General features: G+C 69.9%; 16 protein-coding genes. 6 read left to right on the top strand and 10 right to left on the bottom strand.

All coding sequences use genetic code 11. The annotated features are described in order from the left end of the window. Positions 1 to 10: 10 nt before the first annotated feature. From SACAZDRAFT_RS20180 to SACAZDRAFT_RS20160, 5 genes are read left to right on the top strand one after another with little or no spacing between them, the layout of a single operon-like run. Positions 11 to 1,081, top strand: a complete 1,071-nt coding sequence (locus SACAZDRAFT_RS20180) for a LacI family DNA-binding transcriptional regulator (RefSeq protein ID WP_005444727.1) — start codon at positions 11 to 13, stop codon at positions 1,079 to 1,081. Then, the gene (locus SACAZDRAFT_RS20175; RefSeq protein WP_005444725.1) at positions 1,078 to 2,004 is read left to right on the top strand and encodes an ABC transporter permease; all 927 of its coding nucleotides are present in this window, start codon (positions 1,078 to 1,080) and stop codon (positions 2,002 to 2,004) included. The genes SACAZDRAFT_RS20180 and SACAZDRAFT_RS20175 overlap by 4 nt, the downstream gene beginning before the upstream one ends. Further along, the gene (locus SACAZDRAFT_RS20170) at positions 2,001 to 2,879 is read left to right on the top strand and encodes an ABC transporter permease (RefSeq protein WP_005444723.1); all 879 of its coding nucleotides are present in this window, start codon (positions 2,001 to 2,003) and stop codon (positions 2,877 to 2,879) included. Before SACAZDRAFT_RS20175 ends, SACAZDRAFT_RS20170 begins: the two co-directional genes overlap by 4 nt. Next, complete coding sequence (locus SACAZDRAFT_RS20165) at positions 2,876 to 3,862, top strand: ABC transporter ATP-binding protein (RefSeq protein ID WP_005444721.1); 987 nt, start codon at positions 2,876 to 2,878, stop codon at positions 3,860 to 3,862. Before SACAZDRAFT_RS20170 ends, SACAZDRAFT_RS20165 begins: the two co-directional genes overlap by 4 nt. Continuing rightward, positions 3,834 to 4,844 carry an ABC transporter ATP-binding protein gene (locus SACAZDRAFT_RS20160; RefSeq protein WP_005444720.1) on the top strand — a complete coding sequence of 337 codons (1,011 nt, stop codon included), beginning with the start codon at positions 3,834 to 3,836 and terminating at the stop codon, positions 4,842 to 4,844. Before SACAZDRAFT_RS20165 ends, SACAZDRAFT_RS20160 begins: the two co-directional genes overlap by 29 nt. A gap of 26 nt (positions 4,845 to 4,870) precedes the next feature. Here SACAZDRAFT_RS20160 and SACAZDRAFT_RS20155 read toward each other — a convergent pair whose 3' ends face one another. Both SACAZDRAFT_RS20155 and SACAZDRAFT_RS20150 read right to left on the bottom strand, forming a co-directional pair. Then, positions 4,871 to 5,434: a class F sortase gene (locus SACAZDRAFT_RS20155; protein ID WP_005444718.1), complete on the bottom strand. Its 564-nt coding sequence runs from the start codon at positions 5,432 to 5,434 to the stop codon at positions 4,871 to 4,873. Positions 5,435 to 5,508: 74 nt separating this feature from the next. Beyond that, entirely contained in the window at positions 5,509 to 6,039 is a 531-nt protein-coding gene (locus tag SACAZDRAFT_RS20150; RefSeq protein ID WP_005444717.1) for a hypothetical protein, read from the bottom strand. Positions 6,040 to 6,302: 263 nt separating this feature from the next. Between SACAZDRAFT_RS20150 and SACAZDRAFT_RS20145 the strand changes: the two genes are divergently transcribed. Then, positions 6,303 to 6,728, top strand: a complete 426-nt coding sequence (locus SACAZDRAFT_RS20145) for a DUF6098 family protein (protein ID WP_232286305.1) — start codon at positions 6,303 to 6,305, stop codon at positions 6,726 to 6,728. Here the strand turns inward: SACAZDRAFT_RS20145 and SACAZDRAFT_RS20140 are convergent. From SACAZDRAFT_RS20140 to SACAZDRAFT_RS20105, 8 genes are all read right to left on the bottom strand, one after another. Then, a complete protein-coding gene (locus tag SACAZDRAFT_RS20140) occupies positions 6,694 to 7,383 on the bottom strand; it encodes a response regulator transcription factor (RefSeq protein ID WP_005444713.1) in 690 nt (229 codons plus the stop codon). The genes SACAZDRAFT_RS20145 and SACAZDRAFT_RS20140 overlap by 35 nt on opposite strands. Further along, on the bottom strand, positions 7,383 to 8,507 hold the full coding sequence (locus SACAZDRAFT_RS20135; protein WP_005444712.1) for a sensor histidine kinase: 1,125 nt from the start codon (positions 8,505 to 8,507) through the stop codon (positions 7,383 to 7,385). Before SACAZDRAFT_RS20135 ends, SACAZDRAFT_RS20140 begins: the two co-directional genes overlap by 1 nt. A gap of 132 nt (positions 8,508 to 8,639) precedes the next feature. Continuing rightward, positions 8,640 to 9,509, bottom strand: a complete 870-nt coding sequence (locus SACAZDRAFT_RS20130; protein ID WP_232286304.1) for a class I SAM-dependent methyltransferase — start codon at positions 9,507 to 9,509, stop codon at positions 8,640 to 8,642. A gap of 90 nt (positions 9,510 to 9,599) precedes the next feature. After that, positions 9,600 to 10,679, bottom strand: coding sequence for an NAD(P)-binding domain-containing protein (locus SACAZDRAFT_RS20125; protein WP_005444710.1), 1,080 nt, complete (start codon positions 10,677 to 10,679; stop codon positions 9,600 to 9,602). Positions 10,680 to 10,801: 122 nt separating this feature from the next. Continuing rightward, positions 10,802 to 11,608, bottom strand: coding sequence for an SRPBCC family protein (locus SACAZDRAFT_RS20120; protein ID WP_005444709.1), 807 nt, complete (start codon positions 11,606 to 11,608; stop codon positions 10,802 to 10,804). A 141-nt stretch (positions 11,609 to 11,749) separates the two neighbouring features. Further along, positions 11,750 to 12,604 (bottom strand): FAD binding domain-containing protein, encoded by an 855-nt coding sequence (locus SACAZDRAFT_RS20115; RefSeq protein ID WP_005444708.1) that lies wholly within the window; start codon positions 12,602 to 12,604, stop codon positions 11,750 to 11,752. Next, positions 12,601 to 15,042 carry a xanthine dehydrogenase family protein molybdopterin-binding subunit gene (locus SACAZDRAFT_RS20110; protein ID WP_005444707.1) on the bottom strand — a complete coding sequence of 814 codons (2,442 nt, stop codon included), beginning with the start codon at positions 15,040 to 15,042 and terminating at the stop codon, positions 12,601 to 12,603. The genes SACAZDRAFT_RS20115 and SACAZDRAFT_RS20110 overlap by 4 nt, the downstream gene beginning before the upstream one ends. A gap of 2 nt (positions 15,043 to 15,044) precedes the next feature. After that, positions 15,045 to 15,587, bottom strand: a complete 543-nt coding sequence (locus SACAZDRAFT_RS20105; RefSeq protein ID WP_005444706.1) for a (2Fe-2S)-binding protein — start codon at positions 15,585 to 15,587, stop codon at positions 15,045 to 15,047. Positions 15,588 to 15,627: the final 40 nt, after the last annotated feature.

The raw sequence follows: 15,627 nt of genomic DNA, 5'->3' as shown, positions 1-15,627 counted from the left end.
GGGGAAGATCATGGTTGAGTCGCGGCGGGTGACGCTGAAGGACATCGCCAAGTCGCTCGGGGTGTCGGTCAACACCGTGTCCCGGGCGCTGGCCGACAAGGACAGCGTCGGCGAGGACACCCGGGCCCGGATCAAGGCGGAGGCCGCGCGCCTCGGCTACGTCCCGAACTCGATGGCCCGGTCCCTCGTCCTCGGCTCCGCCATGACTCTCGGTTTGGTGATCACCAACCCGTCGAACCCGTTCTACGCCCGGCTGATCAGCACCATCGAGCAACGCGGCCGCACCCACGGCTACTCGCTCATGCTGCTGGTCACCGAGGAGAGTCCGGACGTCGACCGCCGTGCCGCGGACACGCTGCTGCGGTGGGGTGTGGACGGTGCGCTGGTCGTTCCCGTCCAGGGCGAGGGCGAGCACTGGGAACGGCTCCACGAGTCGGGAATCCCGATGGTCTGCCTCAACCGTGACGTCCCCACGCTCGACCTCGACTTCGTCGGCGTCGACTACCACCACGCCGCCTACGAGGCCACCCGTCACCTCGTCGAGGGTGGCGCACGCTCGCTCTGCCTGTTCGAGGAAGACCTCCCGATCTCCCCCGTCGCGGAACGGGTCGCAGGCTTCCGCAAGGCCTTGACCGAGGCGGGTATCGAGTCGTCCGGAGACCCCGTGATCTCGGTTCCCACCCGGCGCCGGGAGTCGCTCGCCCTCCCGTGGGAGCCCGCCGACGCCTACCGGCTGGCGCAGGACATCGTCAGCCAGGGCGATCTTCCCGACGCCATCATGGTCGGCAACGACTACTTCGCGCTCGGCGTGTACCGCGCCTTGACCGAGGCCGGCCTGCGGGTGGGCGACGACGTGCTGGTCGGCGGGTTCGGCGACCACCCGTTCTCCGCCTACCTCAGTCCAGGGCTGACCACCGTGCGGCTGCCCGCCGCGCAGATCGGCACCGCTGCCGTCGACCTGCTGCTCCAACGCATGCGGAGCCACGGCGACGACGGTGAGACCGCCGCAGAGAAGCGGCGCGAACGGTGCGGCCTCGTCGTGCGGGCATCCAGCCGAGCCAGTAAGGGCACAATGACGTGATCATTTACATCGCACGCCGGCTGGGACAGTCGGTGTTCCTCATCTTCGGCGCGATCACCATCGTCTTCGTGGTGTTGCGCGTCGTGTCCGGTGACCCCGCCTCGCTCATGCTGGGCGCTCAGGCCACCGCGGCGGAACTCGACGCGGCCCGCGAACAACTCGGCCTGAACGATCCGCTGTGGGACCAGTACGTGCGCCACCTCGGCGAGGTATTGACCCTCGACTTCGGAGAGTCGTGGCGGCTCGGCGGCGACGCGCTGTCGACCGTGCTCGAACGGCTTCCGTCCACACTCACCCTCGCGGGCTGGGCGTTGCTGCTGACCGTGCTGATCGGCTTCCCGCTCGGCGTCTACGCCGCCCGCCACACCGGCAGGCTCGCCGACCGGCTGGTGTCGTACCTGTCGCTGGCGGGCCAGGCACTGCCGTCGTTCTGGGTCGGCATCATGCTGGTGCTGATCTTCGCGAGGATGCTGGACCTGCTGCCCGGCACCGCCGACGGCACGCCGCTCGGCGCGATCCTGCCCGCGTTCACCCTCGCGCTGCCGTTCATCGGCTGGCTCGCCCGGCTCGTCCGCAACGGCACGCTGGAGGAACTGGGCAAGGAGTACGTTCGCACCGCACGCTCGAAAGGCCTGCCCGAGCACGTGGTGTTCAACGTCCACGTCCTGCGCAACACGCTGACTCCCGTGGTGACCGTCCTCGGTCTCGTGATGGGCAACTTCATCGCCGACGCGGTCATCATCGAGCAGGTGTTCGCGTGGCAGGGCATCGGCTCCCTGATGATCGACTCGATCGTCCATCGCGACTACGCGGTGGCCGAGGCGGCGATCCTTCTGATCGCCGTGTTCTACATCGGACTCAACTTGCTGGTCGACGTCCTGTACTTCCACCTCGACCCCAGAATCACCCTGGAGACCGTATGAGGTCCACGGCTGCCAAGATCGCGGGCGGAGTGCTGGTGTTGTTCGCGCTCGTCGCGGTGTTCGGCCCCCTGATCGTGCCCTACGACGGCGTCGCCACCAGCGTCACCGATCGCCTGCTGCCCCCGGGAAGCACCCTGTCCGACGGCGGCTTCGCGCTGCTCGGCACCGACCAGGACGGCCGCGACGTGTTCGCCCAGTTCATCGCGGGATCCCGTGTCTCGCTGCTGGTCGCGGGCACCGTGGTGGTCGTCGGTGGGCTCGTCGGCCTCGTGCTCGGCCTGCTGGCCGGCTACTACGGAGGCTGGCTCGACACCGTCATCTCCCGCATCGGCGACATGCAACTGGCCTTCCCCAGCATCCTGCTCGCCATCCTCGTGGCGGGAGTGCTCGGCCCGAGCCTGCTCAACGTCATCATCGCGCTCGCGGTGACCCGGTGGGTGATCTTCGCCAGGGTCGTCCGGGGCTCGGCGCTGGCCGCACGCAACCGCGAGTTCGTCGACTCGGCGCGGGTGATGGGCGCGAGTGACGTGCGGATCATGGCCCGCTACGTCTTCCCGTCCTGCGTCCAGCCGCTCGTCGTGGCCGCCACGATGCAGGTCGGCCTGACCATGGTCGCCGAGGCCGCGCTGTCGTTCCTCGGGCTCGGTGTCCCCCTCGACCAGGCGTCGTGGGGTTCGACCATCGCCAACGGGCGCGACTACCTCGACTCGGCCTGGTGGATCGCCACGGTGCCCGGGGTGGCGCTGACCCTGGTGGTGATCTGCGTCGGCGTTCTCGGAGACGCGTTCCGGGACGGCACCGACCCGAAGAGCGCGAAGAACCGCAAGGCCACAGCGAACCCGGCGACCCCCGAGACCCCGGCGGTGATCCGATGAACAAGCTACTGGAGGTGTCCGACCTCGCCGTCGCGTTCGGCGACGTGTCGGCGGTGCGGGGCGTGTCGTTCGCCGTCGAGGCGGGCGAGTCGCTCGCGATCGTGGGCGAGTCGGGCAGCGGCAAGAGCCTCAGCTCACTCGCCGTGCTCGGTCTCCTGCCCCCACAGGCGCGGGTCACCGCGGGCAGCATCCGCTTCGACGGACGCGACCTGCTGTCCCGCACCGACGACGAGCTGCGCCGGCTCCGCGGTGAGGAACTGGCGATCATCTTCCAGGACCCGCTGAGCGCACTGAACCCGTCGTTGACGGTCGGCTACCAGATCGGCGAGGTCTTCCGCCGCCGTCGGGGGCTGGGCCGGGCCGAGGCACGGCAGAAGGCGATCGAGGCGATGACCGAGGTCGGCATCCCGGACGCCGCCGCCCGCGCGGGCAACTACCCGCACGAGTTCTCCGGCGGGATGCGCCAGCGGGTGATGATCGCGATGGCGATGGCGCTGCAACCTCGGTTGCTCATCGCCGACGAGCCGACCACCGCCCTCGACGTGACGGTGCAGGCACAGATCCTGCGGTTGCTGCGCCAACGGCAGGAAGCCGGACTCGCGCTGATCATCATCAGTCACGACCTCGGTGTGGTCGCGCGGACGGCCCAGTCGGTCGTCGTGATGTACGCCGGAAGGGCCGTCGAGTCGGGCACGGTCGCCGACCTCTTCAGCGCGCCAGCGCATCCGTACACACGGGGACTGATGGCGGCGAGTCCGTCGGCCCGGGACGCGGAACGCACCGTCCGCCCCATCGACGGCTACCCACCGGACATCACGTCGCCGCCGAGCGGCTGCGCGTTCCACCCCCGGTGCCCGTTCGCACAGGAGCGTTGCCGTACCGAGGAACCCGCACTGCGCACCGTGTCGCCCGGCCGGACGAGCGCATGTCACTTCGCCGAGGAGGTGGTGACCCATGACGAGTCACTCGCGACCCGTGCTTGAGCTGGTCGATCTCGTCGCCGGCTACCGGCAGCGGCAGGGCGCCTGGGGGCGGCGGCGCGAGGTGCGCGCCGTCGCCGGGGTGAACCTGACCGTCCACCCGGGCGAGACTCTGTGTCTCGTGGGCGAGTCGGGCTGCGGGAAGTCCACCGTGGCCCGCACAGTGGTCGGCCTGCTGCGGCCGTTGTCCGGTGAGGTCCGCTTCGACGGCCGGGACATCGCGACGCTGTCCCACGCTGAACGCAAGCGACTCCGGCGTGAGGTCCAGCTCGTGTTCCAGGATCCCTACGCGTCGCTCAACCCCACCATGACGGTGTACGAGTTGCTCAGCGAGGCGTGGCGCATCCACCCGGGCCTCGTCGCCCGGGAGGACTGGGACACCGAAGTCGCCTCACTGCTGGAGCGGGTCGGGCTCAACCCGAGCCACGCCCAGCGCTACCCGCACCAGTTCTCCGGCGGGCAACGGCAACGCATCTCCATCGCGCGGGCGCTGTCGGTGAAGCCACGGCTCATCGTCTGCGACGAGGCGGTGTCGGCGCTCGACGTCTCGATCCAGGCGCAGATCCTGAACCTGCTCGCGGAGCTCCAACGCGAGCTCGGAGTCGCCTACCTGTTCATCACCCACGACCTCGGCGTGGTGCGGCACTTCGCCGACCGGGTCGCGGTGATGCATCTGGGCACGATCGTCGAGACCGGCGAGGTCGCCGAGCTCTACGAACGTCCGGCACACCCGTACACCCAGGCACTCCTGTCGGCCGCGCCCAGCCTGGACGACTGGCGTTCCACGGCGACCGACGAGATCGTGTTGCGCGGGGACGCCCCGTCACCACTCGCCCCACCCTCGGGCTGCCGGTTCCACCCGCGGTGCTGGAAAGCAGAAGATCGGTGCCGGGTCGACGAGCCGCAACTCGTCCACCGCGACACCGATCATCCGGTCGCGTGTCATTTCCCGGCGGAGGTGTCCGACGTCTCCGCAACGGGGTGAGAGAACGGGGCCTGCCTCGACGGCGCCTACCCCTCGACGTCCACCATCGTGGCGTACGCGACGACGTTGTCGCGGTAGCTCGCCTGCGACCGGTCGAAGTCACCACCGCAGGTGATGAGCCGCAACTCGGGGCCTTCGGTGTCGCCGTACACCCGCTCGGTGGGGAAGCTGTCCTTCGGGTACTGCTCGACCTCGTCGATCTGGAACAGGATGCTCGTGCCGTCGGCGCGATCGATGATCACGTCGGCGCCGACCTCGAGATTGCGGAGGTCGAAGAACACGCCCTTCTGACCCTGCCAGTCGACGTGGGCGGCCAGTACCGACGGACCGTGCTCCCCCGGGGTGGGTGACTCGACGTACCACCCGACGGCCTCGGCCCCCTCGGGCACCTCCATCGTGTTGTCGGAGGTGAGCTCCAGCCCCACGAACATGTCCGTGGACACGCCGAGGCTCGGGATGTGCAGCCCCGACGGCGGCGCCGGCGGCAGGAAGGTCTCGACGTCGGCTTCCACCTGCTCCGGCGCCGCCTCGGCGTGCCCGGAAATGCCGTCCGAGCCGCCGCAGCCGGTGAGGAGGAGCAGGAGGGCCAACGCCGCCGCTCCCGCCAGCCGGCGTACCGACGGGCGGGAACGACGAGACGTCACATCACGCATGGTGGGCCAGATCAGAGCAGGGCCGCCAGCGAGCCGTCACCGGTCTCGACACCACCGTGCGGCTTCCTGTCGACCTGCTCCTTGTGGTGGTGGCGCTTCTCGCGGTCCTTGTCGCGGTCGCCACCCTTGTCGTGGTCCTTGTCCTTGCCGTGGTCCCAGTCCTTGTCGTGGTCCTTGTCCTTGCCGTGGTCCCAGTCCTTGTCGTGGTCCTTGTCCCGGTCGTCGTGGTCCTTACCGTGGTCCCAGTCCTTGTCCCGGTCCTTGTCCCAGTCGTCGTCGTGGTCCTTACCGTGGTCCCAGTCCTTGCCGTGGTCCCAGTCCTTGTCGTGATCCTTGTCCTTGTCCCAGTCCTTGTCCTTGTCCCAGTCCTTGTCGTGGTCGTCGTCGCTGCTGGTGAACTTGAAGTCGGCGCACTCGTCGGACCACGGCGCCGACATGCCGGTGCTGCAGTCCTCGTCGGTGGAAGCGTTGGTGGTACCGGTGACGGCCAGTGCGGCGCCGATCGCGATCGCAGTGACGACTGCGCCCTTGCGGATTGCCATGGTCAAGGTTCTCCTCGAAGTTCTGGATATCGATCACATCAACGGTGCGCTACACAAGTACGCTCCGCGCCCGTATGGCTACAGAGTGCGCAGGGATCGAGATCGGCAATCCTTGGCGCGCAACGAAACCACCACGTGAGTGACGGAATGTGCACCGGACGGAACATCACCGTCCACTTTCCACTGAAGGTGCGAGGGGAACACGCGGGGCAGACGGCAGACGGCACGATTGCCACCGCCGTGGGACGGGTAATGCTGTCGGGATGGCAGCGGAGATGCGCACCGTGCGCACACTGGCGGAGCTGGCTGAGCTCACGAGCTCCGGCGAGGCCCCCTACCTGCGCTACTCGCCCGGCCCCGACTCGGACGCGCACCACTCCAGCAACGACCACGAGAGTGGCCTCACGATGCCCGGCGTGTCGGTCAATCCACTCGCAGCACCCGGTTGGTGGACGCTGCCTCTCGAGGACTGGCTCGCCCGACGGGTGTGCCAGTACCTCCGCGAACTCGACGAAGGCGCACGGCCGTGGTTGTTGTCCGGGCGCCAGGTGGACTTCGGTCCCGACAACGAACCGCTAGTGGTGGACATCCGTCCGGTCGCGTGGATCGCGCCGGAACTACTCGACGAAGCCCGCGAGCGCTATCAGTCGCGCCTCAACGCGGGCGCGGCGACTCACCGCGACCGCTGACCCGACCCGGCCGCACCAACCCGGACTCGTAGGCGATGTGCACGAGTTGCGCCCGGTCGCGCGCCCCCAGCTTGGCCAGCAGCCTGCTGACATAGGTCCGCGCCGTGGCCGGGCTGAGGTGCAGTACCGCCCCGATCTCCGCGTTGGACAACCCGGCGGCGACCTGCGCGAGCACCTCGCGCTCACGGCCGGTCAACGAGTCGAGCAACCTCGGCTGCATCGAACCGCTGTCGGCGGCCACGGCCGCGAGCACACGCCGGGTGACCGAGGGCGACAGCAACGCCTCGCCGCCGGTCACCGTGCGCACCGCCGCCCGCAACTCCTCGGGCGCCGTGTTCTTCAGGAGGAAACCGGCCGCGCCCGCGCGGATCGCGTCGAAGATGTGCTCGTCGGTGTCGAACGTCGTCAACACGACCACCCGCACCGCGCGCAGTCCCGGGTCGGCCGTGATGTGCCGAGTCGCCTCGATGCCGTCCATGCCGGGCATCCGGATGTCCATGAGGACGACGTCGGGGCGTAGCGAACGCACGGCGTTCACCGCGCTCGCCCCGTCCGACGCCTCACCCACCACGGCGATGTCGTCGGCGCGGTCGAGCAACGAGCACAGGCCCGCCCGGACGAGGTGCTGGTCGTCGGCGACCACGACTTCGATCATCACGGCTCCAGGGGTAGGTCGGCGTCGATGCGGAAGCCACGACCGGGTGCGGAGTCGACGGCCAGCTCTCCGCCGAGCAGGGCCACCCGCTCACGCATGCCACGCAGACCTCGGCCGCCCGACTCGTCCATCGACCCCGACCAGCCACGTCCGTCGTCGGCGACACTGATCACCACCCGATCGTCGGCGTAGCGGAGCCGGACCGTGGCGCGCGTGGCCTCCGCGTGACGCAGGCTGTTCGCCAGCGCCTCCTGCACGATCCGGTACGCGGTCACGTCCACCGCGGAGGGTAGCGCTCTCGGTGTGCCCTCCACCTCCGTGTCGACGGGCAACCCGCTGTCGGACGTCGCCCGCACCAGGTCGTCGAGGTGGCGCAGGCTCCCGACCGGAGCCCGCGAGGGGTCGTGCTCCTCGGGACCGGCCAGCAGTCCGACCGTCGCGCGCAACTCGCGCACGGCTCCGTCGGCCGCCTCGCGGATCACTCCCAGCGCGGCCCGCACGGCCTCGGGGTCGTCGTCGACGGCCTCGGCCGCGACGTTCGCCTGGATCGAGATGACGGTGACGGTGTGACCGAGCACGTCGTGCACCTCGCGCGCGAGGTGCATGCGCTCCTCCTCCCGCCTCCGCCGCTCCCGCTGTGCGTACTCCGCCGCGAGCAGCGCGCGCGACCGGACACCGTCGCCCAGGGCGATCGCCGCCGCCATCAGTCCGACGGTGGACGCGAACTCGAACCCGAACAGGTAGGCCGGGTCGTCCCCCTCCGCGAGACGGAACGCCGTCGTCACCACCAGCAGCCCGACCGCCACGGACACCGCCACCCGGGTCCGTCCCGCCTCGGCCGCCGAGTACAGGGCCGCCGCCACCGGGATCGCGAGTCCGATCGGGGGATAGTCCGCGAGGTAGTAGCCGATGATGCCCACGACGGTGGCCGCCAGCGTCAGCACCGGGTAAGACCGGCGCACGAACATCAGCGCGCCGAGTCCGACGGCGAAGAGGAAGGCGGGCGCGTCCGGACTCCGCGTTCCTCCGAGGTCGGCCGCGATCGCGACCCCGACCACCGCGGACACGGCGACGGCCAAAACCGCGTCGACCACGCGGTCGTCCAGCCTGCCGTCGGTGCGCACGTGGTCGAGAGTAGCGGCCGCCGTTGCCCCCCACCGCCGTGTCCGCGGCCTGCGCACGCGTGTCCGCACTTCCCGCACTCGTGTCCGCGGCCTGCGCACGCGTGTCCGCACTTCCCGTACGCCGCGAGCGACCTATCCGTCGGCTGTCCTCCGGGCGTGGACCAACCGCATGAGGCTTCCGGGCCTCAGCCCGTCCCGGCGCTCCCAGAATCCGGCAGGAACACTGTCACGCTCGGAGTGATCGGTCACCACGACGAACCCGTTCTCCGCGAGCAGCGCCGCCACGCCGTCGGGCGTGAAGCTGCTCCGCCACGGTTCCGCGCCGTCGGAGGCCACCTCGGACACCGCCCGCACGTAGAGCTCGGCGTGATCGTCCTGCCAATCCGGCGGCACGTGGTAATCGGCGACCAACTCGCTTCCCGGAGGCAGCCGAGCCAGGTCCGACAGCACCCGGCTGAGCTCACAGGGCCGGAAGTACGGAACTCCACCGAGCCAGCTGACGAACACGGGACGCGAGGCATCGAGTCCCACCGACAGCGCGCGGTCGAGGACCGCGTCGGCGGTCAGGTCGGCGTCGACGTAACGCACGGCGCTCGATGCGTCCAGGCCGGTGTCAGCCAGCCGCGACCGCTTCCATCGCTGGGTAGCCGGATGATCGACCTCGACGACGAGCAGGCTCCGCGCGAGTTCCGACCGCACACCGAACGTGTCGAGTCCGGCACCCAACAGCAGGTACTGGTCCACACCACGGCCCACGGCGTCCCGGAGTGCGGCTTCGGCGAATCGGCTGCGTAACGTGGCTTGCACGCGCGCAGCGGCCAGAATCGGATGGCCGCCCTGGTGGCGGTGATACCGGATCATGTCGGTACCCGCCGTGCCGAGAACACGCTCGGCCAGGTCGTCGAGGAACAGTGCGGGGTCGTCGTCGACGAGCACGTGCGCAGCCCGGGCCGCGGCGGACAACAACGCGGTACGGCTGGGTTGAAGATCATCACCTGTCACGCACGACAGGTTAACCACAATTATTCGGACAATACCGAAAAACAATTTCTTCCGGAAGTCATTCCCGCTTACACATTCATTACTTTTCCGTCAGCGATCCAGCTCGGTGAGGAGTTCCCGGACGGCCGCCCGGCCCGCGCGGTTCGCTCCGACGGTGCTCGCCGAGGGGCCGTACCCCACGAGGTGCAGCCTCGGTACGCCCGCCACGCGCGTGCCGTCCATCCGGATACCGCCACCGGGACCGCGCAGCCGTAACGGCGCCAGGTGATCGAGTGCGGCACGGAAACCCGTCGCCCACAGGATGACGTCGGCGCGCTGCTCCCGGCCGTCCGCCCATCGCACACCGCGCGGCGTGATCCGCTCGAACATGGGCTGCCGCACCAGAACACCGGCCTCCCTGGCCGCCCGCACCTCCGGGGTGAGCGTCAACCCGGTCGCCCCGACCACGCTCTGCGGCGGCTTGCCCTCGCGGACCCGCCGGTCGACCTCGGCGACGACCTCACGCCCGTGCTCGGGGGTGAACTCGCCCTCGTGGAAGACCGGTGGTCGCCGGGTCACCCAGGTGGTGCTGTCCGCGACCTCCGCGATCTCGACGAGCAACTGCACCGCCGACGTGCCACCGCCGACCACGACGACGCGCTCGCCCGCGAAGGGGGCCGGTCCGGTGTAGTCGGCGGTGTGCAGCTGCCGACCGAGGAACGTCTCGCGGCCGGGGTAGTACGGCCAGAACGGCTTGTCCCACGTCCCCGTCGCGTTGATCAGGCCCCGGGCGAGCCACGTCTCCCCCGCGCTGTCGACCACGAACCGGCCGTCGGGCGCCCGATCCACCGCGCGCACACTCACCGGTCGGCGCACCGGCAACGCGAACGTCTGCTCGTAGTGCTCGAAGTACGCGGCCATCACCTCGGCCGCGGGGCGTCGGGGATCGCCGGCCTCGGGAAGCTCGGCCAGCCGCAGCCCGGGAAGGTCGTGGACGCCGTGGACGCGGCTCATCCGCAAGGTGGGCCAGCGATACTGCCACGCACCCCCGGCCTGCTTGCCGTGATCGAGGACCACGAAGTCCGTGCCGGTTCGCCCTCGCAACCCCGCGCGCCGCAGGAAGTAGGCGGCGGACAGTCCCGCCTGTCCGGCACCGATGACGACGACGTCGGTCTCGTGGTCAGCCCGCATGTCGGGTGCAACGCCGGCGGCGGCGACGACCTTCCCCGCGGGTGGCGTGCCCGACGCGTGCGCAGCCTGCGAACACGCGTACGCGAAGTGCGGACACGCGTGCGCAGGCTGCGGACACGATGTCAGCGGCGGCGGAGCAGCCTTCGCACCGCCAGGAAGGCGAAGAGGGCCGCCAGGCCCGCGAGCGCGGGTGCAAGGCGCTTGGCGACGGACGCACCCGCGTAGTCGAACAGGTCGATCGGCTCGGCTTCCCTCGGCGTGGCCGCCGTCGGCTTCACGCTCTCCAGCTTCGGCTTCTGCGACTCGGATGCCGCGGAGGTCTCCGCCCCGGCCGTGCCCGTGGTGGCCCCTGCCGTCGCGCCCTCAGGCTTCGCGTCCACAGCCCCGGCGGCCGTGCCCGTGGTGGCGCCCGCCGTCGCGCCGTCGGAGGTCTTCGGCGCGCTCGACGCGGCCTGGGCCTCGGCCTCCTTGGCGCCCTCGGCGCCCGAGGCACCGAGCATGTCGGCCAGGTTCCCCGCGAAGTCGTCGAGGATCTTGCCGCCGACCTCGGAGATCATGCCGCGACCGAACTGGGCGGGCTTGCCGGTGACGTTCAGGTCGGTGGCCACCGCACCCTTCGTCGAGCTGCCCTCGGCCGTCAGCGTGACGGTCACGGTCGCGGCGGCCGTGCCCGCGCCGCGCGCGTCCTTGCCCGAGGCCTTGATGACGATCTTGCGCTCGTCGGCGTTCTTCTCGAGGAACTCGCCCTTCCCCTTGTACAGCAGGGAGACCGGCCCGAGCTTGACCTTCACCGTGCCTTTGAACGTGTCCCCTTCCACGGAGGTCAGAGTGGCTCCCGGCATGCAGGGTGCGACGCGTTCGGCGTCCAGCACCGCCTTCCACACCTCGTCGATGGGCGCCGGAACGGTGAATTCGTGGTCGAGCCGCACGGGCCGACCTCCTTCCTCACGATCGTGACTGTGCCTGGGCCTTGTCCCCGCCTTGCTTCACCAAGGCCGTCCCCGAGGCCACTGTAACCCGGTGATCACTACCGAGCGTGGTCTCGGGGACGCGGCCGCCGTCACAGTGCGTCAGCCCGTGACTGCGGTGGTGAGTGCCCGACCCGTGAGTACCCGCGCGAGGTGCTGTCGATACTCCGCGTCGGCATTGCTGTCGGTCGTGGGACTCGTCCCCTCGGCGGCGCGCTCGGCGGCGGCCCGGATGGCCTCCGTCGTGGCGGGTTGCCCCACCAGCGCCTCCTCGACGGCTCGGGCCCGCACGGGCACCGAGGCCATGTTGGTGAGCCCGACCCGGGCCTCGGCGATGTTCCCGCCCTCGGTCCGCACGGTGGCGGCCACGGCCACGATCGACCACGCCTGCGCGACGCGGTTGAACTTCTCGTAGTGCGCCCGCCAACCGGTGTGCTTGGGCACCCGCACCTCGACGAGGATCTCGTCCGGCCTCATGGAGGTGGTGAAGAAGTCGGAGAAGAACTCCGTCGCGGCCACGGTGCGCGAGCCGTCCATGCCGCGGACCACGAGTTCCGCGCCCAGCGCCAGAGCCGGAGCCAGCAGGTCACCCGCCGGGTCGGCGTGGGCGAGCGAACCCCCGAACGTGCCGCGGTGCCGCACCTGCGGGTCCGCCACCGTGGCGGTGGCCTTCGCGAGCAGTTCCGCGTGATCGGCGATGAGGGGATCGTTGACGACCTCGTGATGCGTGGTCATCGCGCCGATCACGATGGCGTCGCCGTCGTCACGGACCCCGCGCATCTCGCTGATCCGGCCGAGGTCGACAAGCGTGGTGGGGGCGGCCATACGCAGTCTGAGCACGGGCAGCAGGCTCTGGCCGCCCGCGATCAGTTTCGCGTCCTCACCCGCCTCGGACAGCGCCCGCACAGCCTCATCCACTGTGGACGGCCTGACGTAGTCGAAGGGAGCGGGGATCACTGTGCACCTCCGTGTTCGGGGTCGATCGAACCGAGGCCGCCCCCGGCCTCACTGCCCACACCGCCTGCAGCGCGCTCGCCGGTGTGGATGGCCCGCCACACCCGCATCGGGGTGCAGGGCATCTCGATGTCGTCCACCCCGTAGTGCCGTACCGCGTCCACGACGGCGTTCACGACGGCGGGAGTCGAGGCGATCGTGCCGGCCTCGCCCACCCCCTTCACGCCGAGCGGGTTGGTGGTCGACGGCGTCTCGGTGCGGTCGGTGACGAACGACGGCAGATCGGCGGCGGACGGCAGCAGGTAGTCGGCGAAGGTGCCGGACATCAGCGTGCCGCCCTCGTCGAACGCGGCCTCCTCGAACAGCGCCTGCGCGATGCCCTGCGCGAGCCCGCCGTGGATCTGCCCCTCCACGATCAGCGGGTTGACGACCGCGCCGACGTCGTCCACGCACACGTACTTGCGGATCTGGACCCGACCGGTCTCGGTGTCCACCTCCACCGCGCACAGGTGCGTGCCGTGCGGGAACGAGAAGTTCTCCGGGTCGAAGGTGGCCTCGGAGTCCAGCGACGGTTCCATCCCGTCCGGGAGGTCGTGCGCGGCGAACACGGCGAGCGCGATGTCCTGGATGCCGGTGGAGCGGCCGGTGCCCTTCACACTGAACGTGCCCGCCGAGAACTCGAGGTCGTCCTCGGAGCACTCCATCATGTGAGCGGCCATCTTCTTCGCCTTTGCCACGACCTTCTCGGCGGCCTTCACCACCGCGATCCCGCCCACGGAAAGCGAACGCGACCCGTAGGTGTCCATGCCCTTGTGCGACGACTGGGTGTCGCCGTGCAGGATCTCGACGTCCTCGAACGGGACCCCGAGCTGGTCGGCGACGATCTGGCTCCACGCCGTCTCGTGGCCCTGGCCGTGGGCGGACGACCCCGTGATCACCTCGACCTTGCCGGTGGGCAGCATGCGGATCGACGCGTGCTCCCAGCCTCCGGCGGCATAGTCGAGCGAGCCGAGGACCCGCGAGGGCGCCAGGCCGCACATCTCCGTGAACGTCGAGATGCCGATGCCGAGCTGCACCGAGTCGCCCCGCTCGCGCCGCTCGCGCTGTTCGCGGCGCAGGCCGTCGTAGCCGAACAGTTGCAGGGCCTTCTCGGTGGCGGCCTCGTAGTTGCCCGAGTCGTAGGTCAGCGTCGCGACGGTGGTGTACGGGAACTCGTCGTGGGCGATCCAGTTCTTCTCGCGCAACTCGATCGGGTCGATGTCGAGCTCGGCGGCGAGCTCGTCCATCATGCGCTCGATCGCGAACGTCGCCTCCGGTCGACCGGCACCCCGGTAGGCGTCGGTGACGGTGGTGTTGGTGAAGACGTTCGTGCACGTGAAGTGGTACGCCGGCAGCTTGTAGATCGAGTTGAACATGAACGCGCCGAGGATCGGGATACCCGGCCCGACCAGGCTCAGGTAGGCGCCCATGTCGGCGAGCAGCTCCACCTTCAGGCCGGTCAGCCTGCCGTCCCGCGTGGCACAGATCGTGATGTCCTGGATCTGGTCGCGGCCGTGGTGCGCCGCCGTCATCGACTCCGACCGGGATTCGGTCCACTTCACCGGCCTGCCGAGCTTGCGCGCGACGAGCAGGGCGATGAACTCCTCCGGGATCACGGCGAGCTTGCCGCCGAAGCCGCCACCCACGTCCGGCGCGATGACGCGGAGCTGGTGCTCCGGGATGCCGAGCGTCAGCGCGGCCATCGTCTTGGTGATGTGCGGGATCTGCGTGGCCGACCACATGGTGAGCTGCGGGGCCGTCGGGTCCACCACCACGGAACGCGGCTCCATGAACGCCGGGATGAGCCGCTGCTGGCGGAACCGCTTGCGCAGCACCACCTCGGAGTCGGTGATGGCGCGTTCCACGTCGTCGCCCGAGCCGGCCTCGGCGGAGTCGAACGTCCACACCGCACTGCGGTTGGTGCCCAGGTCCGGGTGCACCAGCGGAGCGTCCTCGGCGATCGCGTTCTCCAGCCCCAGGACGACGGGGAGCTCCTCGTAGTCGACGTCGATCTCCGCGAGCGCGTCGTAGGCCTCCTCGGCGCTGCGGGCCACGACGACCGCGACACCCTCGCCCGCGTAGTTGACGGTGCCCTGCGCGAGCATCGGCCTGCGAGGCCACTTCATGTCCGGGGTGATCGGCCAGGCGCACGGCATGCCGATGGCGCCCTCGGGATCGAGGTCGTCGGCGGTGTACACCGCCATGACGCCCGGCATCTCCTTCGCCGCCGACGTGTCGATGTTCGTGATGCGGGCGTGGGCCATGGTGCTGCGCAACACGGCGAAGTGCACCAGGCCGGGCAGCGTGATGTTGTCGGTCCAGCGAGTGCGGCCGGTGATCAACCGCGCGTCTTCCTTGCGGAGCCGGGCCTTGCCGATCTCCGGTTCGATCGTGGCGGTCATGACTACTCCGCACCTCCACCCATGCTCGACGTCGTCGCGGTGCCGGTGGCCTCACCGACCCGTTCGGCCTCCGGACCCGCCCCGGGACGCATCCGCTCCGCGGCGTCGCGCACCGCGCGGACGATGTTCTGATAACCGGTACAGCGGCAGAGATTGCCTTCGAGACCCTCGCGGACGGTCTGCTCGTCGGGCTCGGGGTTCTCGGAGAGCAGGTCGAGCGACTGCATGATCATCCCGGGCGTGCAGAACCCGCACTGCAGGGCGTGGTTGTCCTGGAAAGCCTTCTGGACCGGATGCAACTCGCCGTCGCGCGCGAGTCCCTCGATCGTCGTGACCTCGCTGCCGTCGGCCTGGACGGCGAGGACCGAGCAGGACTTCACGCTCTGCCCGTCCAGATGCACGGTGCACGCACCGCAGTTGCTGGTGTCGCACCCCACCACGGTGCCGACCTTGCCGAGCTGGTTGCGCAGGTAGTGAACCAGAAGCGTGCGCGGCTCGACCTCGTCGGTGTAGCGGGTTCCGTCGACGGTGACGGTGATGCGCATGGGGCCTCCTGTACTGGCTCGACCCGCCGCAGCGGGCCGC

The sequence above is a fragment of the Saccharomonospora azurea NA-128 genome (assembly GCF_000231055.2).
GTDB lineage: Bacteria > Actinomycetota > Actinomycetes > Mycobacteriales > Pseudonocardiaceae > Saccharomonospora > Saccharomonospora azurea.
The sequence above is the reverse complement of the archived record's forward strand: the minus strand, read 5'-3'. Positions and strand labels throughout refer to the sequence as shown.